General features: G+C 60.4%; 23 protein-coding genes. 10 read left to right on the forward strand and 13 right to left on the reverse strand.

Features of this window, described 5'->3' with window-relative positions; translation table 11 throughout:
- Positions 1 to 2: 2 nt before the first annotated feature.
- From BLV11_RS15540 to slyA, 4 genes are all read right to left on the reverse strand, one after another.
- Complete coding sequence (locus tag BLV11_RS15540; protein ID WP_425433822.1) at positions 3 to 1,073, reverse strand: L,D-transpeptidase family protein; 1,071 nt, start codon at positions 1,071 to 1,073, stop codon at positions 3 to 5.
- A 57-nt stretch (positions 1,074 to 1,130) separates the two neighbouring features.
- Positions 1,131 to 1,700 carry a TMEM165/GDT1 family protein gene (locus BLV11_RS15545; protein ID WP_091812282.1) on the reverse strand — a complete coding sequence of 190 codons (570 nt, stop codon included), beginning with the start codon at positions 1,698 to 1,700 and terminating at the stop codon, positions 1,131 to 1,133.
- 223 nt (positions 1,701 to 1,923) lie between these two features.
- Positions 1,924 to 3,315: a DHA2 family efflux MFS transporter permease subunit gene (locus tag BLV11_RS15550; RefSeq protein WP_091812283.1), complete on the reverse strand. Its 1,392-nt coding sequence runs from the start codon at positions 3,313 to 3,315 to the stop codon at positions 1,924 to 1,926.
- 48 nt (positions 3,316 to 3,363) lie between these two features.
- Positions 3,364 to 3,789 (reverse strand): transcriptional regulator SlyA, encoded by a 426-nt coding sequence (gene slyA, locus BLV11_RS15555; RefSeq protein WP_091812284.1) that lies wholly within the window; start codon positions 3,787 to 3,789, stop codon positions 3,364 to 3,366.
- 319 nt (positions 3,790 to 4,108) lie between these two features.
- Here slyA and BLV11_RS15560 point away from each other — a divergent pair, with 319 nt between their 5' ends.
- Positions 4,109 to 4,996: a BrxR family helix-turn-helix transcriptional regulator gene (locus BLV11_RS15560; protein WP_091812285.1), complete on the forward strand. Its 888-nt coding sequence runs from the start codon at positions 4,109 to 4,111 to the stop codon at positions 4,994 to 4,996.
- Between the two features lie 18 nt (positions 4,997 to 5,014).
- Here the strand turns inward: BLV11_RS15560 and BLV11_RS15565 are convergent, their stop codons facing one another.
- The gene (locus BLV11_RS15565; RefSeq protein WP_091812286.1) at positions 5,015 to 5,413 is read right to left on the reverse strand and encodes a hypothetical protein; all 399 of its coding nucleotides are present in this window, start codon (positions 5,411 to 5,413) and stop codon (positions 5,015 to 5,017) included.
- A 53-nt stretch (positions 5,414 to 5,466) separates the two neighbouring features.
- On the opposite strand from BLV11_RS15565, the gene BLV11_RS15570 reads away from it, so the two are divergent.
- The 3 genes from BLV11_RS15570 to BLV11_RS15580 all read left to right on the forward strand — a co-directional run bounded on the left by BLV11_RS15570 (position 5,467) and on the right by BLV11_RS15580 (position 9,410).
- Positions 5,467 to 7,188 carry an ExeM/NucH family extracellular endonuclease gene (locus BLV11_RS15570; RefSeq protein WP_175528305.1) on the forward strand — a complete coding sequence of 574 codons (1,722 nt, stop codon included), beginning with the start codon at positions 5,467 to 5,469 and terminating at the stop codon, positions 7,186 to 7,188.
- Between the two features lie 107 nt (positions 7,189 to 7,295).
- A complete protein-coding gene (locus tag BLV11_RS15575) occupies positions 7,296 to 8,186 on the forward strand; it encodes an alpha/beta fold hydrolase (protein ID WP_091812288.1) in 891 nt (296 codons plus the stop codon).
- Positions 8,187 to 8,339: 153 nt separating this feature from the next.
- A complete protein-coding gene (locus BLV11_RS15580) occupies positions 8,340 to 9,410 on the forward strand; it encodes an AraC family transcriptional regulator (RefSeq protein ID WP_091812289.1) in 1,071 nt (356 codons plus the stop codon).
- A gap of 13 nt (positions 9,411 to 9,423) precedes the next feature.
- Here the strand turns inward: BLV11_RS15580 and queE are convergent, their stop codons facing one another.
- Together queE and queC are read right to left on the reverse strand one after the other, a co-directional pair.
- Positions 9,424 to 10,080 (reverse strand): 7-carboxy-7-deazaguanine synthase, encoded by a 657-nt coding sequence (gene queE / locus BLV11_RS15585; RefSeq protein WP_091812290.1) that lies wholly within the window; start codon positions 10,078 to 10,080, stop codon positions 9,424 to 9,426.
- Entirely contained in the window at positions 10,080 to 10,748 is a 669-nt protein-coding gene (gene queC / locus BLV11_RS15590) for a 7-cyano-7-deazaguanine synthase QueC (protein WP_091812291.1), read from the reverse strand. Before queC ends, queE begins: the two co-directional genes overlap by 1 nt.
- A gap of 169 nt (positions 10,749 to 10,917) precedes the next feature.
- Between queC and BLV11_RS15595 the strand changes: the two genes are divergently transcribed.
- On the forward strand, positions 10,918 to 11,454 hold the full coding sequence (locus BLV11_RS15595; RefSeq protein ID WP_091812292.1) for a 3'-5' exonuclease: 537 nt from the start codon (positions 10,918 to 10,920) through the stop codon (positions 11,452 to 11,454).
- Here the strand turns inward: BLV11_RS15595 and BLV11_RS15600 are convergent.
- Positions 11,451 to 11,693: a hypothetical protein gene (locus BLV11_RS15600; RefSeq protein ID WP_091812293.1), complete on the reverse strand. Its 243-nt coding sequence runs from the start codon at positions 11,691 to 11,693 to the stop codon at positions 11,451 to 11,453. The two genes, BLV11_RS15595 and BLV11_RS15600, sit on opposite strands and share 4 nt — an antisense overlap.
- 574 nt (positions 11,694 to 12,267) lie before the next feature.
- Between BLV11_RS15600 and BLV11_RS15605 the strand changes: the two genes are divergently transcribed.
- Entirely contained in the window at positions 12,268 to 12,540 is a 273-nt protein-coding gene (locus BLV11_RS15605; RefSeq protein ID WP_091812294.1) for a hypothetical protein, read from the forward strand.
- 39 nt (positions 12,541 to 12,579) lie between these two features.
- On the opposite strand, the gene BLV11_RS15610 is transcribed toward BLV11_RS15605, so the two are convergent.
- The 3 genes from BLV11_RS15610 to BLV11_RS15620 are packed head-to-tail and all read right to left on the reverse strand — an operon-like array spanning position 12,580 to position 17,095.
- The gene (locus BLV11_RS15610) at positions 12,580 to 13,002 is read right to left on the reverse strand and encodes a response regulator (protein WP_091812295.1); all 423 of its coding nucleotides are present in this window, start codon (positions 13,000 to 13,002) and stop codon (positions 12,580 to 12,582) included.
- A gap of 41 nt (positions 13,003 to 13,043) precedes the next feature.
- Positions 13,044 to 13,592, reverse strand: a complete 549-nt coding sequence (locus tag BLV11_RS15615) for a hypothetical protein (protein ID WP_091812296.1) — start codon at positions 13,590 to 13,592, stop codon at positions 13,044 to 13,046.
- Between the two features lie 32 nt (positions 13,593 to 13,624).
- A complete protein-coding gene (locus tag BLV11_RS15620) occupies positions 13,625 to 17,095 on the reverse strand; it encodes a response regulator (RefSeq protein WP_091812571.1) in 3,471 nt (1,156 codons plus the stop codon).
- A 186-nt stretch (positions 17,096 to 17,281) separates the two neighbouring features.
- Here BLV11_RS15620 and BLV11_RS15625 point away from each other — a divergent pair, with 186 nt between their 5' ends.
- The gene (locus tag BLV11_RS15625) at positions 17,282 to 18,322 is read left to right on the forward strand and encodes a hypothetical protein (RefSeq protein ID WP_245725954.1); all 1,041 of its coding nucleotides are present in this window, start codon (positions 17,282 to 17,284) and stop codon (positions 18,320 to 18,322) included.
- Here BLV11_RS15625 and BLV11_RS15630 read toward each other — a convergent pair whose 3' ends face one another.
- On the reverse strand, positions 18,323 to 18,574 hold the full coding sequence (locus tag BLV11_RS15630; protein ID WP_091812297.1) for a hypothetical protein: 252 nt from the start codon (positions 18,572 to 18,574) through the stop codon (positions 18,323 to 18,325).
- Positions 18,575 to 18,890: 316 nt separating this feature from the next.
- Between BLV11_RS15630 and BLV11_RS15635 the strand changes: the two genes are divergently transcribed.
- On the forward strand, positions 18,891 to 19,235 hold the full coding sequence (locus tag BLV11_RS15635; RefSeq protein WP_091812298.1) for a hypothetical protein: 345 nt from the start codon (positions 18,891 to 18,893) through the stop codon (positions 19,233 to 19,235).
- 49 nt (positions 19,236 to 19,284) lie between these two features.
- On the opposite strand, the gene BLV11_RS15640 is transcribed toward BLV11_RS15635, so the two are convergent.
- Entirely contained in the window at positions 19,285 to 20,571 is a 1,287-nt protein-coding gene (locus tag BLV11_RS15640; RefSeq protein ID WP_091812299.1) for a serine hydrolase domain-containing protein, read from the reverse strand.
- 144 nt (positions 20,572 to 20,715) lie between these two features.
- On the opposite strand from BLV11_RS15640, the gene BLV11_RS15645 reads away from it, so the two are divergent.
- Positions 20,716 to 21,567, forward strand: a complete 852-nt coding sequence (locus BLV11_RS15645) for a M90 family metallopeptidase (protein WP_091812300.1) — start codon at positions 20,716 to 20,718, stop codon at positions 21,565 to 21,567.
- A gap of 74 nt (positions 21,568 to 21,641) precedes the next feature.
- Positions 21,642 to 22,046: a c-type cytochrome gene (locus tag BLV11_RS15650; protein ID WP_091812301.1), complete on the forward strand. Its 405-nt coding sequence runs from the start codon at positions 21,642 to 21,644 to the stop codon at positions 22,044 to 22,046.
- Positions 22,047 to 22,051 lie beyond the last annotated feature (5 nt).

The following is a 22,051-nucleotide window of genomic DNA, read 5'->3' on the forward strand; positions in this document are numbered from 1 at the left end:
GATCAGAACCAGAGCTGCAGGAAATGATTGTTTTCGCCGGAGTTGGCACTGGCATCGGCTTCGCCCCCATCGGCGGCGACCTGGGCCAGCTGTTCTCCGATCATGCGCGGAATCCCATCCGCCTGATCAACCGCCAGCTCTACCGCCTGCCGCTGGATCTCCACCCCGGGAAGCTCCTCCCGCAATTGCTCCAGACGGGCCGACACCTGCTGCCACAGGGCATTGCGATCACTGTCGGTATAGTCTTCTTCGGAGCGGTGCACTTCCAGCCAGACTTCACGACCGTTCAGACCCACCTTGACCGGCTGATTGACCACCTGAACCGATGTGCCCTTGGCGACCGAAAACGCCAGCCCGGCAATGTCCTCGTTGTACATACGGAAACAGCCGTGACTGACCTGCATGCCAACCCCAAAGCCCTTGTTGGTGCCATGAATCAGATAACCGGCCTCGCTCAGGGCCAGGGCGTGGGTCCCCAGCGGGTTGTCCGGCCCCGGGGGAATCATCCGGGGCAGGTAGTCACCACTGGCGGCGTATTCGGCGCGGATGCTCGCCGGAGGGTACCAGGCGGGCGATTCCAGGCGCATGGTGACTTTGGCATCGGTCAGCGGCGACGGGTTGTCATCCGTGCCCACCCCCACCGGATAGACCTCAACACCTCCGTCGCGGAAGTAATACAACCGGTATTCCGCCAAGTTGACGACAATGCCCTCGCGCCGGGTTTCCGGCATCACGTAGTGACGGGGCAGGGTGATCAGCGTGCCGTCCCCCGGTAACCAGGGATCGATGCCAGGATTGGCCTTGACCAGTTCCAGGTAGCCCAGACTCAGCCGGCTTCCCAGCTGGGCGAAGGTATCCTCGTAACGGGTATGGAAAACGGACAGGTCACCGGCCAGGTCACCGTTCAGCGGTAACAGCGGAACCCGGGCCCCACGATCGCCTTCCGTTTCCTCCGCGGCCACCGGCGGCAACTCCGGCTCAGCGCCGGCAAAACCCACCATTGATGTCATCAGAAGGGCACTGGCAGCCAGCCAGCGCCAGCCCGTCACCCGGTTGTTCACATTCATCATCATTCATCCAGCGCGCATCGCGCTACTCACTCTTGCAAACCGGGACACACATATCCCCACTCAGGCCGCAGCCCACACAGTCCAAAGGGTCACCACCGCCAAAATCATAAACAAGACACTGGCGCCCACCCTGGCGGTTGCCATGGGCATGCGATCCATCAACCATTTACCCGCCATGATAACCGGCACATTGGCTGCTAGCATACCAACCGTTGTACCGACAATCACCCAGAAGGTATCGCTGAACCGGGCTGCCAGGACCACGGTGGCAATCTGGGTCTTGTCGCCAATTTCCGCCAGGAAGAACAGGATCGTGGTTGCGGCAAACGCTCCCAGCCCCAGAAATCCTGACTCATCGCTGTCATCCTTGTCGGGTATCAGCAACCACAGCCCGATGGCAATAAAGCTGCCCGCCAGCAACCACGGTAGCCAGGCTTCGGGAATCCATGCAGCAATCCACGCACCCAGCCAGGCCGACAGCGCGTGGTTGACCAGGGTCGCCAGCAGAATACCGAGAATAATCGGGGTACGCTGAGTAAAACGGCTGATCAGGAATAGGGATAACAGCTGGGTCTTGTCACCGATCTCGGCGATAAATACGGCAACAGAAGAAGCAAGAAAAGCGTCCATCAAGGGATCTCCGGGGCAGATTTTTGACATGAGACAGTGCCATCCTCCGCCCCTGGGAGATGGTACTGTCCCAGGTCTTGCCAATCTCCGCCATGAGCGGAAGGACGTGATGGCCATGGAGTTGAGCTCCAAGTGTGTTGACCACCACCCATCAGCGAGCGCTGATGGAGGCTACTCCCCCGAGAGTGGCGCCAGTATACTCGCAACCCGCCCGTTTCGACAATCATCGCGGCATTCGCAGAACCGGCACCAGGGCAATCAGAACCAGTCCCGCGACCAGCCACCAGGCCGTATGGAATGCCGACAGTGCCGGTACCGGGCCGACGTGGTCACCATACTCCAGGGTCAACGCAACCAGGTTAATGCCGAAGGCGCCACCCAGCTGGCGGGAAAAGTTAATGATGCTGGACCCTGCACCCAGCTCCTCAACTTCCAGCGGATTGAGGGCGGCGGTGGAGAGCGCCGGCAGCATGAAACCAAGGCCAATGCGGCCGATGACCGCCCAGATCGCGAGCCAGACAAACCCCAGGCTCAGGTCCGATACTGCAAACAGCACCGCAGAAAGGCCAAAGGCTACGATGCCGTATAGCGTCAGCGAACGGGCACTGAACCGGTCTGCCAGGCGCCCGGCAATGGGAAAGGTGATCCCCAGGGCAATCCCCGCCGGGAGCATCAGCAGGCCGGCATCGGAAGCCGAGAACTGCAGGGCGGTCTGGACAAACAGCGGAATCAGGTAGGTGGATCCGTAGAGTGCCAGCCCCAGGGCCAGAGCCCCTAGATTGGCGTAAAGAAAGGACGACCGCCGCATCAGCTGAACTCGCAGCAACGGATGCCGCGCTCGGCGCTGCCGGCGACCAAACAGCGTCACCATGAGGGCCGCGCCGAGAGACTCCACCACAATGGTTAGCCACTGGCCGTCGGCGGCCTGCAGCCGATTGAGCGCGTCCAGCCCAAGCAGCAGCGCCCCCCCCAGATACAGCAGTCCGGGCAGATCAAACGGGTAGGGAGCAGGGCGTTGTACAGGAACAGGCAGAAACTTCCAGGCCATGAAGACCCCCAGCAAGGTTACCGGGGCCGGCGCAAACATAACGTAACGCCAGTCAAAATGATCCACCAAAAAACCGCCCAGCACCGGCCCCAGAGCGGGCGCCAGGATCACTCCCATGCCATAGATGCCCATGGCCTGGCCCCGACGATCACGGGGGAAGATGCGGAAAATCAGGTACATCGCCATCGGCTGCATCAGACCGGCGAGCGCCCCCTGGGCAACCCGGGCGGTGATCAGCGCCTCTGTGCTGGGACTGAACCCACCCAACACCGAAACCCCGCTGAACAGCAGCATGGCGCAGCCCAGCGCCATGCGTACACCAAAATGCTCCAGCAACCAGGTGGATGCCAGCATGGTGGTGGTCATGGCAGCGATATAGCCGGTGGCAAGCCAATGGGCGGTGCCCTGGCGAATATCGAATTCGGCCATGATATCCGGCAGTGCCACGTTGATCACCGTGGCACTCAACACCGTCGCCATGGTCCCAAGCATAACGGTGGTTACCGCCAGCCAGCGCCAGCCGTCACCATACCGTGCCCTGAGTGCCTCAACGGTGTTGTTACTCAAGCTGGCTCCCTGATGCCCTCAGGCGCTGCGGGGTGAGCGGATGAAAGATTACTTCTGGCTGTCGCCGTTGACCATGATCTTCTGGAACACCTTGAGGGCGCAGGCGATTTCGTCATCGCTGATGCCCTCAAGCATCTCCTCTCGCAGCGCCTGGGCGCGGGCGTTGAGATCGTCCATGAAGCGCTCGCCATCTTCAGTCAGGAACAGACGGCGGGCCCGACGATCATTCTGGCAGGGACGACGTTCGATCAGGCTCTGCTCTTCCAGGCTGTCAAGCAGCCGGACCAGCGTCGGATTCTCAATCGCCATCAGGCTGGCGAGTTCGCGCTGGGTCAGCCCTTCGCCACCTTTCTGCAGGTAGACCATGGTGGTCCAGCGCGCCTGAGTGACACCAAGATCCTTCAGACGTTCATCCAACAGTTTGCGCCAGCGGCGGGTGACACGGGCCACAGCAAAAGGAAACTGGTCTCTCATTACTCGTACTCCACAACAACAGGAGCCCCGGGCTCCCATAAAAAAGTAAGCCCAGATAACAGGATGGGCACATCGAGGTTTGGTAATAGCTAATAGTAAGCTAATGACTGATTAGAACCTAGAACTGCATGCACAAACCCTATCAGTGGAAACCGAAAGAGGACAGGGTGTAACGTGCGTCCAGGCCATGGGCTGCAAGCAGTTAACATTGTTTTACATTAAGGTGACGTAACACACCGGCGCAGGGCAAAGCTGCTAACATGGCCGAAAATCCGGAGTATTCCCCGGCCCGATTCGCCAAATCGAAGAGCTGAGCAACATGAAAAAAACGGAGTGGCCCATCCGCTGGGACTTGCTGCTGCGCTATCGCCTGATTGAGATCATTGCGCTTTGGGAAGGCAGGCTGACCACCAATCATATCTGCCACAGTTTCGGGATCGGGCGCCAACAGGCCTCCAAGGACATCAACACTTACCTGCGGGAAGTGGCGCCGGGCAATCTGGTCTATGATCGCCATCTCAAAGGTTATGTTCCCGCCAGCGATTTCAGCCCCTCAGTGACCCAGGGCCATGCCAGCGAATACCTGGAACTGGTCTGCCGTCACCAGAGCCTGAGCCAGACCGTTGAAAACCTCGACATCGAGCTGCCCAACAGCCAGATGCTCCGGCATCCGCTGCCGCTGGCCCGCCCCGAGGTAGTGCGTCCGTTGATTGCAGCCTGCCGCCAGGGTCGCCAGCTGAAAGCGGTGTATCTGTCCATGGACAACCCGCAACCGGAACAATGCCTGCTTGAGCCCCACACCCTGATTTGCAGTGACCGCGGCTGGCATGTCCGGGCCTGGTGCCATAACCAGCAGAACTTCCGCGATTTCCTGGTCAGCCATTTCCGTGCGCCGATCAGCCTGCTGCCTGAACGGGCCAGCCACAGCCAGCTCCAGGATCAGCACTGGAACCGCACAGTCACCGTGATTTTTCAGCCCAACCCCCGCCTAAACAGCCACCAGCGGGCGCTGATTGCCGATGACTACCACATGCGCAACGAACGCCTCGAGCTCAGCGTGCGGGCTGCGCTGATGCCCCACCTGCTGCGGCAGATGGGGCTTGGCCACGAAAACAGCGATCCGCTGGCCCAGCCACTGGCCCTGGTCAGCGACGAGGCTACTCAGGCACTGTCTGGCCAGAGTCCGCAAGCGGCCGCCTGCCTCTGACCGGAAGCACGTCCGTGCTCAGCGTCCCCCGGCACGCCACTGCTCGATCTCTGCCGCCCAGGCCCGGGCACGGTCACCCCGGTTATTGAGAGCCAGTCCTACACGCTGAACCTCGGGGTGATCGAAGGTCAGCACCAGGTTATAACGGTGACGGCTGGCTTCAAGCTCCTGCTCCGTCACCTCAACCCCGGTCAGTGCGGTCGCGTCGACAATGGTGTACCTCTGTGGCCAGACAATCGCCAATTGCCGGCGGCTGTCATCGGCCACCACCAGCACATTGGAGCGCCATTGCCGGGACACCTCAAAGCCCTTCTCGGTCAGCGCCTGCAGAGTTCGGTCGGTGCGGGTTTTCTGGTACCAGATGACCCCCACGGCCATAACCACCACCACAAGCACCACCCATAATCCATGACTCATCGTCTACAATGCTCCTTCACGGTTCCCTCGACACAACCACTGACTGTACCATCATGACTCGCCTCACCAACACCTGGAACATTGGCCTTGTCCTGCTCGCTCTGTCAGTGCCGGCCGCCGCGTGCGATGGTGTGTACCGGTCAATCACCGACATCCAGGGTTCCGGGTCTCAGTCCCCGCAAATCGGCGAGCGGGTGTCTGTCCGCGGTGTGATCACCCTCGACGCCCGCGGTGACCAGGGCCTCGGCGGCTTCTTCCTTCAGCAACCCGAGCATGACACCGACGCCTCCAGCGCGCTGTTCATCTACACCCGTCTGCGCGACGGGGCCGTTGGCGAGGAGGTAGCCGTCACCGGGACCGTGACCGAATACCACGGACTCACCGAGCTGACCGCGGTGGATTCGATCAAGACCTGCGGCCCGGCGTCACTGCCGCCACCGGTATCCGTCCAGTTGCCACTGAATGAGGCACAGCGCGAGTCTCTGGAAGGCATGCGCATTGCCCTCAGCCAGCCGCTGCAGATCATTGATCACCACCAGCTGGCTGACTTCGGCACCCTCACACTGGCCCCGCAACAACAAACCGTCCCGACCCAGCTGCTCCCCCCGGGTGACGAAGCCTGGATACTGGAACAACGGCAACAGCTGCTGCGGCTGATTCTCGATGACGGTCGCAGCCAACGCGGCCCAGTGCCAACGCCCTATCCCGATGGCGGCCTGAGCCGGCAAACCAATTTTCGCACCGGCACTGTGGTCACCGGACTCGACGGCATCCTCGACTACCGCTATCAGCACTGGCGCCTGCAACCTCTGGCAGCCCCCCGTTTCGAGCCCACCAACCCACGACCACAGGCTCCGGCACAAGGTATCAACAGCAACCTGAGGTTGATGACCCTGAATCTGGGTAACTATTTCAATGGCGAGCAGGGGACGTTCACCACCAGCCGCGGCGCCCGTAACCGCCAGCAATGGCTGCGCCAAACCCGCCATCTGGTGGCCGCCATTGAGCAGAGCCAGGCGGACGTACTGGCTGCCAGCGAACTGGAGAACGATGGCTATGGATCGGATAGCGCCATCGCCAGCCTCGCCGAGGCACTTGGTGCACCGTGGCGTTATGTGATTCCTGCCAGCCGTGATCCCGGAGTGGCTATTACCGTGGGCTTTCTGTATCGGGCAGACCGGGTACGCACGGTAGGGCCCGCGTTGCGACCGCCTGCCGAACAATGGCCGGGACTGGGACGGCGGCCATTGCTGCAACAGTTCCAGCCGCTTTCCGGCGGTGAAACCGTGCGGCTGGTGCTGGCCCACTTCAAGTCCAAACACTGCCGCAATGCCCGCGGCGCAGACCGCGATCAGCACGACGGCCAGGGCTGCTTTGCCAACCGTCGTACGGAGCAGGCCGACGCTCTGACACGATGGTTGGCGACCCTGCCCGCACAGGCTATTGCCGGTACCCTGGTAACCGGAGATCTCAACAGCTATGCCCGCGAGTGGCCCATTCAACGTCTGCGCGACAAGGGCTTTCGGGACCTGATCAACGACACCACTGACGCGCCCGCGGCCAGCTACCGCTATCAGGGTCGCCGCGGCACCCTCGATTACAGCCTGGCCGATCGCGCGCTGGCCGACCATATAGTAGCCGCCCGGATCTGGGCCATTAATGCCGACGAACCCCGCGCGCTGGACTTTCGTGCCCCCGCAGCTGTGTCAGCCGAACCCATCGCCCCTTGGCGCAGCTCCGATCACGACCCGTTGATCACCGATCTGCAGCTCTGAGAGCAGAGCACACTTGCCCTCGTAACCTCCATGCCAGGGCGGAACAGCCAAAGCCTACCGCCCGCAGCCCGGTACACTGAAAGCTCAACGTACCGCGAGGCACTCACATGCGCATTCCGACCCCAGACCTTTGGCCCCTGGCCCGCACCAGCCATCGTTGGCTGCAACAGACCCGCCGCCGCGAGGCCGTGGTCGACAACCATCGCCTGGTCTGGCTGGAACGGGGCAGCCCCAGCGCCGGCCGCCCGACGGTCGTTTTGCTGCATGGATTTACCGCAATGAAGGAAAACTGGGGGCTGTGGCTGCCGCTGCTGCCTCGCGACTGGCACCTGCTGGTGCCAGACCTGCCCGGTTTTGGGGAAAGTGAGTACCACGCCAACGCCAGCTATCGCTACGAAATCCAGGCGTCACGGCTGCGTAACTGGCTGAGCAGCCTGAACCTGGACAATGTCCATCTGGTGGGCAGCTCCATGGGTGGAGCCATTGCCTCGATTCTGGCAGGCCGCCTGGAGCCGGAAGCCCGTTCGCTGACCGTACTGAACAGTGCCGGTATTCCCGAACACGCAGATGTCGACATCAATGCTCCGTTCACCTCGGACCGTGACAGTATTTTGGTACCGACCTCGTTACCGGAGGTCCACCGCATGTTTACCTCGGTCGGCAACGGCAGCACCAACCCCGGCGCCCTGGCCATAACCGGCCTCCTCGGCCCCGACCTGATCAGCCGTGAACATGCCCACCGCCACATTTTTTCGGACATGGTTGCGGACGGCCTCGCCCCGGCCCGCTATCTCGACAGCCAGACCATTCCGCTGCAGGTCCAGTGGGGTGCACGGGACGTTATTACCCCGACCTGCTGTGTGGATTATTTCCGCAGAGTGCGGCCAGAGGCCGACATCCACGTGTTCCGCGGGGTAGGTCATCTACCCATGCTGGAGGCACCAAAACGCTCTGCGTCAGCATTGATTCGCTTTGTCCGTGCACAGAGCACATATTGAAAATCTTGTCATGCCCTCAATGCCAATTGGCCTGCAGATCCCTGAACACCGTCAGTGAAGTCATGGGGCGGGGCAGCTGATCAAGTCATAATCAATTGACCCTTAGCGTAACAACACAATAAGAACAGCCCCTATTCAGACGAGGAAACAGACATGCGAGCCTCCGCTTCCCAGGCCCAGGACCTCGGTTTGCCAGCCATCTACTTACATTTGCTGGCCGAATTACTACACAACCTCAATGTTGACGAACACGCTCTGCTACTGAGGGTCGGACTGGATCCGTCGCGCCTGCAATCCACTGAGCTGCGGGTCAGCCAGTCCCAGGCCAGCGAATTCGTCACCCGTGCCATTATCGAAAGCGGTGAGCCCGGCCTAGGCATCATGCTGGCCAGAGAAATGAAACTGCCGCTGCACGGTGCCCTCGGCATTGCCGTAATGAGCAGCGAGAACCTTGGTGAAGCACTCGATCTGGTGAGCCGTTACCTGACCCTGCGTGCCCCCCACATCCGGGTCCATCAGCATCGGGAAGGTGATCGCGTGGTGTTCCGGCTGGTGTGTGATATTGACCTGGGGCCCCTGCAGGGCTTCATTCTTGATGCGATGCTGTTTGGCTGCATCACGATGGGCAATCAGTTGCTGGGAAGCCCAGTCAGGGATGCCGAGATACGTCGCGTGGGGGCAGAGCCGGGTTACTTCCAGCGTTTCCGCCAGCAGATCCCGGTCCCGGTTCGCTATGAAAGCCGCGAGGACGCCTTTGTGTTCCCGGCTGCCATTCTCGACGCGCCGATCCAGTTCAGCGACGAGGCCCTGGCCGCATCCTCCCGTGCCGAGTGTGAAGAATCCCTGCGCCAGCTCACCGAAGACGCCGGCTTTGGCTGCCGGGTGCGCCGTGTCATCGAAACCAGCCACCCGTTTCCGCCCAAGCTGGCCCAGGTCGCCAACACCCTGTTTGTGTCCGAGCGCACCCTGAAACGGCGGCTGCAGGAAGAGGAACGCAGTTTTCAGCATCTGGTGGACGATGTGCGTCTGGAACGCGCCGGTGAACTGCTGGAAAACACCAGCATGAATCTGAGCCAGATCGCCGACGCCCTGGGCTATGCCGATGCCGCCAACTTTACCCGCGCCTTCAAGCGCTGGACCGGTGTCAGCCCCAGCCAGTTCCGCAACGAACGTCGGGAAGCTGCCGCGCAGTCCAACCAGCCGCAGGCGTCGGCAACTGCCTGAGCCCCCGGCCCGCTCAGTCGATACCGACGATCTTGTGCATTTGCAGGGTCAGCCGCCAGCGTGGGTGCTGCAGACAGTAATCCGTCGCCTTGCGGGTATTGCTCTGCTTGACCGGATCCGGCCCATCCTCGGGCAATGACGGTGACGCCATGGGCGACAGGAAGTAGTGGTCAGCCTCGATATCGACAAACCGATCCGGCAACGCCAGCGGCTGCGGATACACCAACTTGAGCTCATTGCAGCGCCGGATGACGACCTCCGCATCGGCCTTGGGGCTGACGCAGAGCCAGTCGATACCCGCGGGTGCAGGCAGAGTCCCATTGGTTTCCACCCCAACCTCAAGCCCCGCCTGATGAAAGGCCGCAATCAGCGGCTCATCCAGCTGCAGGAGCGGCTCGCCCCCGGTGCACACCACATAGGGGCGCCCCTGTTCACCGGGCCAGAGCCGGCGAATATGGGCCGCCAGTGCCTCCGCAGACTCAAAACGACCGCCATTCTGGCCATCGGTGCCCACAAAGTCGGTATCACAAAAATTGCATACCGCCGACGCCCGGTCCTGCTCCCTGCCATTCCACAGGTTACATTTGCTAAAGCGGCAGAACACCGCAGCCCGCCCCGACTGCGCTCCTTCGCCCTGCAGGGTATAGAAGGCTTCCTTGACCCGATACATCAGCGCACACTCTCTTCATAGGGTAAGGGATCACGCAGGCCATTGCTGGCGAACGCTTCCAGCCGCTCCACACAGGATCCGCAGCGACCACAGGCCTTGTTACGACCGTTGTAACAGGTCCAGGTGTGGCTATAGTCGAGTCCCATGGCGAGCCCTTCAGCGAGGATTTCACCCTTGTCGGCGCGAATGTACGGCGCCGCGATCGCCACCGGCTGGTAATTGGCCACTCGACAGACCGCGTCCATTTTTTCCATGAACTCCGGCCGGCAATCCGGGTAGATGGCGTGATCACCACCGTGGGCCCCGAACCAGACCGCCTGAGCTTCAACCGTCACCGCATAGCCCGTGGCCAACGACAACAGGATCATGTTGCGGTTGGGCACCACCGTGGATTTCATGCTGTCTTCTTCATAGTGGCCTTCCGGCACCTCGACCTCCCCGGTCAAGGCCGACCCTGCCATGACCTCGCTGAGGGCACGAATATCAATCACCCGATGGGGAATCCCCAATGACTCACACACCGTGCGGGCGCAGTCGAGTTCACGCACATGACGCTGGCCATAGTTGAACGACAGGGCATGAACCGCATGCCCCTCCGCAAGCGCCTTGTGCAGCAGGGTGAATGAATCCATCCCCCCGGAATAGATGACAACAACGGTTTCTTTCATGAAAGACTCGTAGACAGATCGGTCGGGCGGCCGATGTTTCGGTTAATCGGCATATTGTAACAGTGCTGTGGCAGGATATAAGGAGCCTTTAAAAACCCTTCAAGGATTCGCGTCTGTTTGACAGGACGGTTACACTCTCAGAACGGCTCCACAAATAAAAAAGAACGGAATGAACACCGCAAAAAGCCCGGCATTTATCGATTTTGAAGCGTCCAGTCTGGACCTGATCGCCAGTTACCCGATTGAGGTTGGCTTGTGCCTGCCTGATGGCACTCTCCACAGCTGGCTCATCCACCCGCACGTACTCTGGAAGGACTGGTCTGAAAGCGCAGAGCGCATTCATGGCATCAGCCGGGAAACATTGGAACGGGAAGGGGTACCCGTTAGCGAGGTGGCCCAGCAGCTCAATGACCTGCTGGATGGCCATGTGTTCTGTGATGCCTGGACCTTTGACAGTTTCTGGCTGCACCGACTGTTCCGCGCCGCGAATCTTCAGCCCAGGTTTCAGCTTGAGTCCATTTCGCTGTTGCTGACAGCGGCCGAGGTCAAAGTCTGGTCCGCCACCCGCCAGCAGGTTATTCAACGACTGTCACTGCCCATTCACCGCGCCGCCAACGACGCCCTGATCCTGAGAGAAACCTGGTGTGAACTCGCGACACCCCCGCTGGGTAACAGCAGTGACCCGGGCTGCAGCCAGCTGGCCTAATGGCAGGTCCGGTCGCGGGAGACCAGCAGTTCCAGGCCATCGCTGACTGTCGTCAGGGTCCACCAGCTCAACAGAGCCATCAAACCTGCTCCGATTGCGGTTACCGAGATGTTCTCTCCGACACTCTGGCTGGCCGTCCCTACGAAATAACCCACCATGGCCAGCAATAACACCACCTCGACTAACAGATCTGTCCGGAATTTACGGAATGGGCGAACGGCGCCTCTGTCACTTTCCATTTTCTTCAGTTTCAACCTCGGTGAACGATCAATAAAAATACGGTTCACATTATCACCACCGAGCGTGTGAAAAACTGTAGTAAGTAGCCGCTACGGGGAACCCGAGACAAAAAAAACGCAGCCAGCTGGCTGCGTTAATAAGGAGAGATCCACTCGACGCCTTGCGGGAGGCATCGCGGATTGCACAACGTAAAACACGTGACAGGACGAATTATGGAACCTGGCGCCGGGCCGGTCTGTAGTGGTTTGCCGCTACACTCCATGATCGTCAAATCGTGCGTACAACTGCCCATAGGCAAAGCCCCCAGTAAGCGCTACACTGCCTGTCGAACCGAATACCACAGTCGTCCTATTTCCAACGAGCCGATCAATGCCAATTGTCCCTAGCCATCAAGTCATCGTCACCAGCGAGCGCTGCCCCCAGCGGCAGATTGTTTGCGCCATGGTGTTGGAAAACTAGCGGCTTTCGGTCAATCCCGGGAGCCGTCGAGCAACCGGGTCACGCTTCTCCCTGTTAAGCCCCGGTTGTGAAACGCACGGGGTATTTGCAGCAGCAAACGACAAGGAGAATCCCATGAGAAGACAACCTACCCGGCGCCCCGCCAGCTCATCGTCAAGCCAGCGCGATGCCCCCATCCGTCGTCCCAACAAACTGCCGCTGCTGGACGCCATCTGCAGGAAGCTGAACCAGCGGGTCAACCTGGATGACGAACAACGGGTGCTGGGCCTGTATGAACGGGGCTGGATTTTCAAAGGTGTGCTGAGCAGCCTTGATGGCGACGAGGCCCGCTATGTAAGAGCATTGGCCACCCGCTACAATTCCTGGATTGCCCGCCAGGTTGCCTGACCCGGAGCCCCGGGCCGGAAACCGAGCACTCGCGGAACGCTAGTGCTTCCGGCCCAGGCCTCCACTTGCACCGACCCCGGACGCTTCAGAGCCATGGATCATGGCGTAGTTATTGACGACGTCGTGGATCTTCTCCTGCGAGTAGGGTTTCACCACATAGCCATTGGCTCCGGCACTGATGGCTTTCTGAATGCTTTCAATCGAGTCATCAGCTGTCACCAGCACCACGTGCTGGCCCGGGTTGGCGTCCTTGAATTCCTTCATCAGTTCGTGGCCGTCACCATCCGGCAGCCCCAGATCCAGCATGACGATCTGATAGCTGTCCGCCGCGAACACCGCCCGCGCACCACGGGCATCTTCGCTTTCCACCACCCTGGTGGCCCCGGCGTGATAGAGCATGTCACGGAGCATTTCCCGCATCACCGGTTCATCCTCCACGACCATCACTTTCAAATTATGCATAACTCGCTACCTCTGAATGAATAGGTTACAGACCCTGCCGTTCAGACACCGTCGCCATTGGGTCGGCGCGGGATTGACAGTGGCTCATGGTTAACGACGCTGGCGCTCTTGGCCGAATCCGCGCCCGACTCCCGTGCCCCGCCGGAGTCCCCGGTTTTGGACTGAGTGAGCAGGTTGCTGATGCTGATCGCCGTGGTATAGAGCGAAATCGAAACGATCAACAGGACCGGCTGCAGGAACGCGACAAAACCCGGCACTGCACCGCCGCCCACAATGCTGAGAATCAGGATCATCGCAGGCCCCATGACCACAAACAGGGTCAGCGCGATAAAAAAGACAATGCGTTCCTTATAGCGCCCCAGGTTCCGTTCGGTCACCAGGCCCAGGACGAACTTGCCAATCGCCAACCCGCCCAGAATCGCCGAGGCAATGCTCAGGTCCGGCCGTAACAGCACATCGGCCAGCTCGCCATCCCAAAGTCTCTGCATCACAATGACCAGGAACGGGAACAGCACAAACAGGACATCGGCGTAGGTACCGTACATCATGCTCAGCGAGTGCCCTTCCTGACGTGGATAATTCTCTGTCATAGTCTGCTTTCCTGTGGTCCTGTGTCTGCGGCTCAGGCCTGGGCCGTGCCGCTGTTCACCGCCTGTTCAATCATGCCATTAAGTACCGCCAACTGGCGGGCTACCTGATCCCAATCGACCGGCTCGGCCTTGAGTCCCTGCTCCAGAGCACCGGCCTGGCTGGTCATGGCAGGATAGCCCATGGCACCGGCGGTCCCCTTGATCTGGTGGGATTCCCGCTGCAGGCCCTGCCGGTCCCGGCAGGCCAGCGCAGCGTCCATAGCCACCTTGCGCTCTCCCAGCCCAGCCAGGAACTGGGCCGCCAGTTCACGGATGCCCGCAGCACTGGCTTCCGCATCCGCCACTGGCCGTGGCCCCGTTGGCAGATAACGATCCAGAACGGCCACCAGCCGGCTCTGGTCAATGGGCTTGGTCAGCACCCCTTCGCAACCGGCGCCCACCATGTCGTCAATTTCGCGCTGATCCCCGGCACTGAACGCGATAATCGGACGCCGAAAACCCGCCTGCCGCATCAGCCGGGTCGCTTCGACCCCATCCATACCGGGCATGTGGCGATCCATCAAGACCAGGTCGACCGGCTTCGCCAGCGCGGTTCTGACGGCCTCATCGCCGGCAGGCACCGACATGACATCCAGCCCCAGGCGGGTCAGCAGACGTTCCACCAGGGCACGGTTATCCCGGTTATCCTCCGCCACCAACACCAGCCCCCGGTAACTGCGGTTATGGTGGTTACCATTATCCGGCGCGGTCTTCAGGTATCGTGACAACAGTTCGTAGAACCGCCGTTTGTCGATGGGCTTGGCCAGGTGCTCACTGAACCCGGCCTGCCGGTAATCGTCGATATCTTCAGCCATCACGTTGGCGGTAAGGGCAATCACCGGCGTGTTCAACCCGGCCTCGCGCAACGCCACAGTGGCATCCCGGCCGTTCATCACCGGCATCTGGATATCCATCAGGATCAGGTCGAAAGGCTCGTTCAGTGCGGTTTCCAGCACTTCCGCACCGTTGCCGACATGAACCAGCTCAACCCCGGTCCGTTCAAGCAGCAAACTCACCAGCTTGCGGTTGACCTCGTTATCCTCGGCACACAACACCCGGCCGGACAGTCGTGGTGCCAGAACCAGCGGCAGCTGGCGGCGCTGGGTCAGCTCCGACGAATTGCGAAGGAAATGGACGCCATCCAACGGCCCGGTGGCAATATTGACCTCAAAGTCACTGCCTTCACCGTAGGTGCTGTCAGCGGTAATGGAGCCCCCCAGCAATTCCGCCAGGCGGCGGGAGATGCTCAGACCCAACCCGGTTCCACCATACTGACGGGAGATCGCGGCGCTGCCCTGGGCGAACGGATCGAACAGACGCTGCATCTGCTCTGGCTTCATGCCAATGCCACTGTCCACCACCCGAACGTACAGCCGCTGAGCCTCACGATCGCATCGCACCGTCAGGGAGATAACCCCTTTTTCGGTGAACTTTAACGCATTTCCACACAAATTGATGATGATTTGCCGGAATCGCGTCGGGTCGGTATGGATGGTTTCCGGCAATGGGTATTCGCAGGTAATGTTAAATTCCAGGCCCTTCTCCTGCGCCCGGGGCTCAAAAAATGCCCGTAACTCGTCCAACAGTTCCGCCAGGTTGACGGTGACGACATCCACCGCCAGCTTATTGGCGTCAATCTTGGAATGGTCGAGGATATCGTTGACCAGTTCCAGCAGGTGGTGACCACTGCGTACCACCGTCTCCGCGCTGTTGCGCTTTTCCTGCTCACTCAGGTCCGGGTCCAGAAGAGTTTCCCCATAACCGATGATCGCCGCCAACGGGGTCCGGATTTCGTGGCTCATGTTGGCCAGGAACTGGCTCTTGGCCTCTGCGGAGTTGCGGGCCAGTTCCTTCTCCAGCCGCTCCTGCTCACGCTCTTTTTCAATCTGCTGGCGATGGTGCCGCTCGGTAGCATCGATGCAGGTGCCTTCCAGGTAGGTGGGCTCACCATAGTCGTCGTAAACCGTATGCAGGGAGATCGTGGCCCAGCGTTCTTCGCCCTGGCGAGTAATGTAGCGGGCTTCAACGCCCTTGATGGCACCGGTAGCCTCGAGCTTGCCGACCACCCACTGGCGCACCTCATCATCGACGAAGCAGGTATCCAGCACGTCCGGGTTGGTCGCCAGTAACTGCCCGCTACCGGTGTAGCCAAGCAGTGCCGCCATCGCCGGATTGGCGGTCACGAAACGGCGGGCAACCGACATCTGGAACACCCCTTCCACCGCATTGTCGAATAGTGACCGGTATTGGCGCAGGTTGGCGAGGGCTCGCTGGTTCCAGTTGAGTGCCTCGCCCTGAACCAGCTTGATCCGGTCGGCGAGGGAGAAGGAAAACAGGATAATCTGACCCGCCAGGCCGATCTGGCTGCTATGGGCAGTAAAGATATTGAGTGGCAGGAAGCCCATCACCGTCAGGGCATAGATACAGAAGCCGGTGAGCGCCACTGTCCAGGCATAGAAATAGGATTTCGCCGCCGGGTTGTAGTGGCGCCAGGACAGGAAACTCACCACAATCATCACCACACTGAGCACGATCGATACCAGCACCGCCCACTGCATGCCGGTGTGGTAAGGCACGAAGAAGGACAGGGCGAAGGTGCTCAACACCGAATACAGGCAGATCCGGATCACATGATCCAGATCGGGCGACCGCTTGTGAGTTTCCAGCAGGGCCCGGGCCATCAACAGGCCAAAGAACCAGGTCGTTATGATCTGCTGGTGCAGATACTGTTTGTCGAGGAACCAGGGGCGCTCACCAAACAGCTGGAGACCATGGACCTGCTCGGTCATGATGAAGGCAACGGCGACCAGCAGATAGAGAACGTAATAGATATTGCTGCGCTCGCGGACAGAGACCGCCACGAACAGGTTGTAGGCGAGAATGCCGATGATCGAGCCAAGCAGGATTCCGCGGAAGGCCTCCTCGACCGCCACCTTTTCCAGGTAGCTCGCCGGCTGCCACAGGGTAATGGGCAGGCGGAAGGTATTCGTGTTGACCACCCGCAGGTAGAGGCGGGTTTCGACATCGGGCTCAAGTGTCAGCACAAAGGTGGGATTGGGCACCGCCAGCACCCGCTCCTTCAGGCTCAACGCATAGCCTGCCTGTTGCCGTTCGACGACAACCCCGCCCTGCACGACATAAAGCTGGACCTCATCCACCAGCGGCAGCGCCAGTTCGAGCACCCACTCATCCGTCTCGGTGGTCGTCCCCCGCCGTACGTCGTAGCGCACCCAATAGGCCGACTCGGTGTAGCCAAAATTGAGCAAACTGCCTTCGTGGAGGGTAAACGGGTGACGCTGTTCATCACGGATGTCGCGCAGACTCAGGGACTGGTCCGGATCTTCCAGAAACCAGACACACCGCGCCAGATCATAGGAGGCATCACGATCAGCCAGCATCAGCGGCCGGGAAGAACAGTCTTCACCCGCAGCAGCCGTCGCCACATGGGTGGACAGCAACACCATCAGCCATAAAAGGCCGGCCGGGAAAAACCGATAATGCAAAATGTGATCTCCGCGTGGGAAGACGCCCGCTTTATTCTCTAGGGTTAGCGATCGTAGTGGGCAACGACTTTCGACAATCAACGCGTCACTGCGCCCACATCCACTTTAGCGCGTAATCGGTGCCTTCGCACCTCGGGGATGCCAGGAATGAGAAATCACCAACTGTTTTTGAAACTGTCCGTCCTATGCGCGGTACTTTCCGGCTGCGGAGGTAGCGACAGCGGGGATTCTGCGTTCAACCCGGCCAATGACGTAGACCTGGTTTTTTCCACCTTTGACCTGGAAGACCTCACCGGCAAGCCGGCTAACCTGAAACACACCCGCTTCTACGACGCCTACCTCGGCCTCGAGCCGGCCGATGCCGGTGACACCGCCAGCAAAGCACTGGCCACAGCCTTGCGCAATCATATTGATGCGTTCCTCGGCCACACCCGCAACGACACCGACACCGGTTTTGTCCGGGTGCGCAACCCACTGGATCTGATGAATCAGGTGGTGGCCTCCACCGAGGTTGACAATTTCAACGCTGGCCGCCAGTACATCAGCGGATTGATAGATAATGGCGTGGCCGGCACCTACAACACCCGAGCCAACGGAGCCAGCATCCGCTTTGTTGATCAGGCCGCCACCAGCAGCGGCGCGCCGCTGGCCAATCGCCAATGGATCTTCGACACCCTGTACTGGAACTACACACCACAGGGCGCTGACGGCACCAGCGGATTTGAAAAGGTTTTCCGAGTCATCCAGTACGTAGCCCGCAACGGCGCCGGGGACGACGCAGCGGCCACCCAGCAGCTCACCAGCCTCACCTCCAGCAGCCAGTTCGATGCCATTCAGTTCAGCAGCGAAGGCTACAATGCCGCAGAATTCACCATTGCCAGTTTCGCCAGCCGCTCGCTGGGGGATATGGAGTTACGCCAGGATTTTGTGATGGACAAAACCGACACCCTGTTCCTAAAGAACAGCGGTGTCAGCCTGGGAGCAGAAACACCCGACTGTATCCGAGTGGAACTGGATTATCCGCTGTCACGGGTGTTGATCTATACGTCCGACGGAGAACCCATCAATCATGACGACGATGGTGATCCGCAAACCCCGGAGGTGGATAACCCTGCCTACTGCGGCCACCAGCAACCCGGCGACGAGGCCCACAGCTACAACACCATTACCCTGGCACTGCGCCAATAGTCAGTTGCGGGGGCCGAACCCCCAGCTCTGCATGAAGCCTTTCTTGCGGTCAATCATGCGCTCGTAGGTGGAAATCATGATCGCGGTGTGCGGTGCCTTGGTCAGCCGCAGGGTTTCAATGCGACGTTCAAGCTGGGCCACCTCATCGTTGAGGCGGCGGAGGACATGGGAGCGAACGCTCTCATGCTGGCCGAGCTCGACGGCCCGGGCGCTCTGCTCCTTGTGCGGAGCCTTCTGGTCGTTATTATTCATCGGTCTCATCCATTGAGCAAATCATCAGGTTACGGGAACACCTTTTCCCGGCTGAACCGCGGTCCTGCCATCAGCACCACCGCAGGTCGGTTACCTCAGAGAAGAGTATAGCAGTTGCTGAAAAAGCGGCAGGATCCGGCCAATTCTGCCTGCTTTTCACTACCCCGGCAACAAAATGAACGGCGCCTCATGATTTTACCGAGGCCGCACAGCCACATCTGCTGCTATAGTCCTAGGCAACCGTAAGTCCAAGAAAACCCTGGCAAGCGCGGGCCAAGGATCCTGACCCGCCGCAACCGCTCCTGGAGCCAAGTGAATGAACCAGACCTCCGTCGCCGATACCCTTCGGGAATACCTGTCCCTGCTCGAACTGCTGGACGACGCCTACTGGGAAGCCGGCAGCATTCAGCACAAGGACATGCTGTACGACATCATCAGCATCTTTCATCAGGAAGTGGCTGAGCTCAACAAGCTCAGCATCATGGATCACCACTACCCTTACGAAGTCATCACCGAGGGGATTCGCCGGGTGGTGCCGAAACTGGAACGGCTGGACGATGAACGGGAAGAGGTGATTCAGCGCACTCAGACCCTCACCGACTTTCGCGATGTGGTGTCGTCGGTACTCGGCATCCTCGAGGCACAGCTGACCGACCTTTGAAAGCCCCCGGACAGCGATCGCTGTCCGGGTAGTCCTGCCTGCGCCGGGCTCAGGCCAGAACCAACGGCCGCTCCTGTTCAGGCATCAGCGGGAACTCACGGCAGACGGTCTGGACAAAGCGCATCAGTGCCGGGATGTGATGGGCGACGATGGGCAGTCCGGTATTGAGCATGCTGACCGAGATATCACGGCCGGCATCGGCCCAGCACAGCTTGTTGATCAATCCCAGGTGACCAAAAGCATAACGACTTTGCGGTCCCCAGATACCCACAGGATTTCCACCGAGCATCAACCCGGCGCTGAAGCGCATCGGCACCAGCATGGTCCGATCGATCTGCAGCGAGCCAAACTGCTGGATCGCCCGCCGTACGGTAATCTCCTGGCAGATCCGCTTGCCATTCCAGACCCCACCGTTGAGCATCATCTGGTAGAAACGGCTCATCTCCTCAGCGGTACCGCAGAGGTTGCCGGCCGGAATCACCGCCGCCTGGAAGCGCGGATCGTTGACCACTTCCTCAATGGTTTTGATGTCCCCACCCAGAGCGCGCTTGACCACCCAGGACACGGGAGGCGTCGGGCGAGGGCCGGTGGCATAAGTCAGTGACAGCTGATCCAGGCGCGCAGGATCGATGCCGTAGGTGAACCATTTCATCCCCATCGGCTGGCGCAGGTGGCGATCAAGGAAGTTCTCGATGCTGTCACCCGTGACCTTCTCCAGGACTCTCTGCAGCACAAAACCACCGGTAATGGCATGGTAGGCCACCTTGGCTCCGTCCACTTCGACCGGCTTGGATTCACACAACAGCCGCCAGATCTCGTCCTTGTCCCACAGCACATCAATGGGAGTGTCCTTGGGGATGGCCGGAATGCCGCCCCGGTGAGACAGTATCTGGTGCACGGTGATGGTGCGCTTGCCGCTCTGGGCAAATTCCGGACAGTAATAGGCAACCGGATCCATCAGGTTGACCAGCCCCTGTTCTGCCAGCAGGTGCATGATGAGGGCGGTGACGGCCTTGGACGCCGAGAAGTAGCACACCGGGGTGTCCGTGGTCATGGCCACTCTTGGGGTGTCCGGGCCATCGTCGGGACCATTACCGGTGGCATGGCCGATGGCACGGTGCAACACCTGTTCGCCACGGTGGCGGATCGACACCTGAATACCTGGGTGCACACCACTGCGGTACAACCGTTGCACGCTGCGCCAGATAGTTTCCACCGACTCCGGACTAACGCCCACCAGCGCCGGATTTTCTCCGGCGCTGTCACGGCAGGTCACAGAGTCCAGGTCTTTGGGGATCGCACTGGTATGGAACGCACGACGGGCAAGCTGTTTCATTCGGTTAACCTTTTTGTTACGGCTCTTATTGGTTTGGTTCTGGGCTATCGCTTACCTATCATTGTAGCTGGCGGCCCCGGTTACATTGGCCGAACCGCCTGCCACGGCAACGACAAATAACTCAACTACTGATCTGGGAAGCCCATGCTCGGTTACGGAATTGCGCTCACCGCCATCGTTTTAGCGGCCTTTTACTGGCTGTTTGTACGCCCCCGCCGCCAGCTCGAGCGGCTGGCCCGGATACCAGTGCCAATGGACTGGATCGAGCAGCTACGGGCACAGATGGCCCTGTACCGGCGGCTGCCCCCCATCCGCCGCGCCCGCCTGCACACCCACATGCGGGTGCTGCTGGAGCGGGTCGAATTCTATGGCTGTGCCGGCCTCGAACTGACCGAGCCCATGAAGGTGCTGATTGCGGCCCACGGTGCCTTGTTGATCAATCAGTTGTCGCCGGATTACTACCACAAACTACAGTCAATCCTGGTCTATCCAGGTGCCTACCGCGTCAGCCAGTCACAACAGGACGGCCCGGTGCTGCATTTCGACGACCAGGAACGGCTGGGCGAATCCTGGCAGCAGGGCAAGCTGGTACTGGCCTGGGACACCCTGATACGGGAAGCCGGCGACAACAGCAGCCGCAGTAATGTTGCGCTACACGAGTTTGCCCACCAGCTCGACCAGGTCGACGGAGCCGCCGACGGCGCGCCACCGCTGGCCTCGGGAGAGGTTGCCCAGCACTGGCAGCAGGTGTTTTCCGAAGCCTGGGAACGGCGCCGGCGACACTCTGGAGGCAACAGCATCATCGACGAATACGGCGCCACCTCACCCGCCGAGTTTTTCGCGGTCGCAACCGAGGCGTTCTTCCTTCACCCTGCGCTGCTGGCCAGCCAGGAACCCGAGTTGTACGACTGCATGGCCGGCTTTTACCGCCTTGACCCCCGTGACTGGCACGACGGCGCCGCCACGCGTCCGACACCCTTGACAGCCAATACGTGATACACAATCATGTTTTCCCATAAACCATGCCCATGCAACCCGGAAACACCGGACGGTGCTTACGTAAAAGGGCCATGCTGGAGGGATATCACCTGAGAATACAAATCACACCGGGGCCATGGCTGCTGTCGCTTCTGCTGATCCTGACCGGCTGCTCGCAGGAGCCGGACCGGGCGACTCTGGAACACTATGCCAGCTCCGCCATACCGGAAGATCGCGACCTGGCGGAGATCTATCAGCGTTCCTGCCAGGCGTGCCACAGCCGGCCCGGCTCCGCCGCTCCGTTAACCGGTGATGTCGCAGACTGGCAGCCACGGCTGAACCAGGGCATGGACACCCTGTTAGTGCATGTGATCGAAGGCTACGGCGGCATGCCCCCCTATGGCCTGTGCATGGACTGTTCGGCCCGGGATTTTGAACAGCTGATTGCATTCATGTCGCGCCATCCGGGGGCCCGCCGTGATCCAGCCACACCGTGAGCACC

Source organism: Marinobacter mobilis, from assembly GCF_900106945.1.
Lineage (GTDB): Bacteria > Pseudomonadota > Gammaproteobacteria > Pseudomonadales > Oleiphilaceae > Marinobacter > Marinobacter mobilis.

What these genes read in the sequence shown, in the direction of transcription:
- BLV11_RS15560 (WP_091812285.1), top strand. Translation starts at nt 4,109, where the DNA reads ATGAAAAAAACGGAGTGGCCCATCCGCTGGGACTTGCTGCTGCGCTAT.
- queC (WP_091812291.1), bottom strand. Translation starts at nt 10,748, where the DNA reads ATGAAAGAAACCGTTGTTGTCATCTATTCCGGGGGGATGGATTCATTC.
- BLV11_RS15565 (WP_091812286.1), bottom strand. Translation starts at nt 5,413, where the DNA reads ATGAGTCATGGATTATGGGTGGTGCTTGTGGTGGTGGTTATGGCCGTG.
- BLV11_RS15610 (WP_091812295.1), bottom strand. Translation starts at nt 13,002, where the DNA reads ATGCATAATTTGAAAGTGATGGTCGTGGAGGATGAACCGGTGATGCGG.
- BLV11_RS15580 (WP_091812289.1), top strand. Translation starts at nt 8,340, where the DNA reads ATGCGAGCCTCCGCTTCCCAGGCCCAGGACCTCGGTTTGCCAGCCATC.
- BLV11_RS15615 (WP_091812296.1), bottom strand. Translation starts at nt 13,592, where the DNA reads ATGACAGAGAATTATCCACGTCAGGAAGGGCACTCGCTGAGCATGATG.
- BLV11_RS15570 (WP_175528305.1), top strand. Translation starts at nt 5,467, where the DNA reads ATGACTCGCCTCACCAACACCTGGAACATTGGCCTTGTCCTGCTCGCT.
- BLV11_RS15645 (WP_091812300.1), top strand. Translation starts at nt 20,716, where the DNA reads ATGCTCGGTTACGGAATTGCGCTCACCGCCATCGTTTTAGCGGCCTTT.
- BLV11_RS15605 (WP_091812294.1), top strand. Translation starts at nt 12,268, where the DNA reads ATGAGAAGACAACCTACCCGGCGCCCCGCCAGCTCATCGTCAAGCCAG.
- BLV11_RS15635 (WP_091812298.1), top strand. Translation starts at nt 18,891, where the DNA reads ATGAACCAGACCTCCGTCGCCGATACCCTTCGGGAATACCTGTCCCTG.
- BLV11_RS15545 (WP_091812282.1), bottom strand. Translation starts at nt 1,700, where the DNA reads ATGGACGCTTTTCTTGCTTCTTCTGTTGCCGTATTTATCGCCGAGATC.
- BLV11_RS15630 (WP_091812297.1), bottom strand. Translation starts at nt 18,574, where the DNA reads ATGAATAATAACGACCAGAAGGCTCCGCACAAGGAGCAGAGCGCCCGG.
- BLV11_RS15600 (WP_091812293.1), bottom strand. Translation starts at nt 11,693, where the DNA reads ATGGAAAGTGACAGAGGCGCCGTTCGCCCATTCCGTAAATTCCGGACA.
- slyA (WP_091812284.1), bottom strand. Translation starts at nt 3,789, where the DNA reads ATGAGAGACCAGTTTCCTTTTGCTGTGGCCCGTGTCACCCGCCGCTGG.
- BLV11_RS15620 (WP_091812571.1), bottom strand. Translation starts at nt 17,095, where the DNA reads ATGGTGTTGCTGTCCACCCATGTGGCGACGGCTGCTGCGGGTGAAGAC.
- BLV11_RS15625 (WP_245725954.1), top strand. Translation starts at nt 17,282, where the DNA reads ATGAGAAATCACCAACTGTTTTTGAAACTGTCCGTCCTATGCGCGGTA.
- BLV11_RS15540 (WP_425433822.1), bottom strand. Translation starts at nt 1,073, where the DNA reads ATGATGATGAATGTGAACAACCGGGTGACGGGCTGGCGCTGGCTGGCT.
- queE (WP_091812290.1), bottom strand. Translation starts at nt 10,080, where the DNA reads ATGTATCGGGTCAAGGAAGCCTTCTATACCCTGCAGGGCGAAGGAGCG.
- BLV11_RS15595 (WP_091812292.1), top strand. Translation starts at nt 10,918, where the DNA reads ATGAACACCGCAAAAAGCCCGGCATTTATCGATTTTGAAGCGTCCAGT.
- BLV11_RS15650 (WP_091812301.1), top strand. Translation starts at nt 21,642, where the DNA reads ATGCTGGAGGGATATCACCTGAGAATACAAATCACACCGGGGCCATGG.
- BLV11_RS15640 (WP_091812299.1), bottom strand. Translation starts at nt 20,571, where the DNA reads ATGAAACAGCTTGCCCGTCGTGCGTTCCATACCAGTGCGATCCCCAAA.
- BLV11_RS15575 (WP_091812288.1), top strand. Translation starts at nt 7,296, where the DNA reads ATGCGCATTCCGACCCCAGACCTTTGGCCCCTGGCCCGCACCAGCCAT.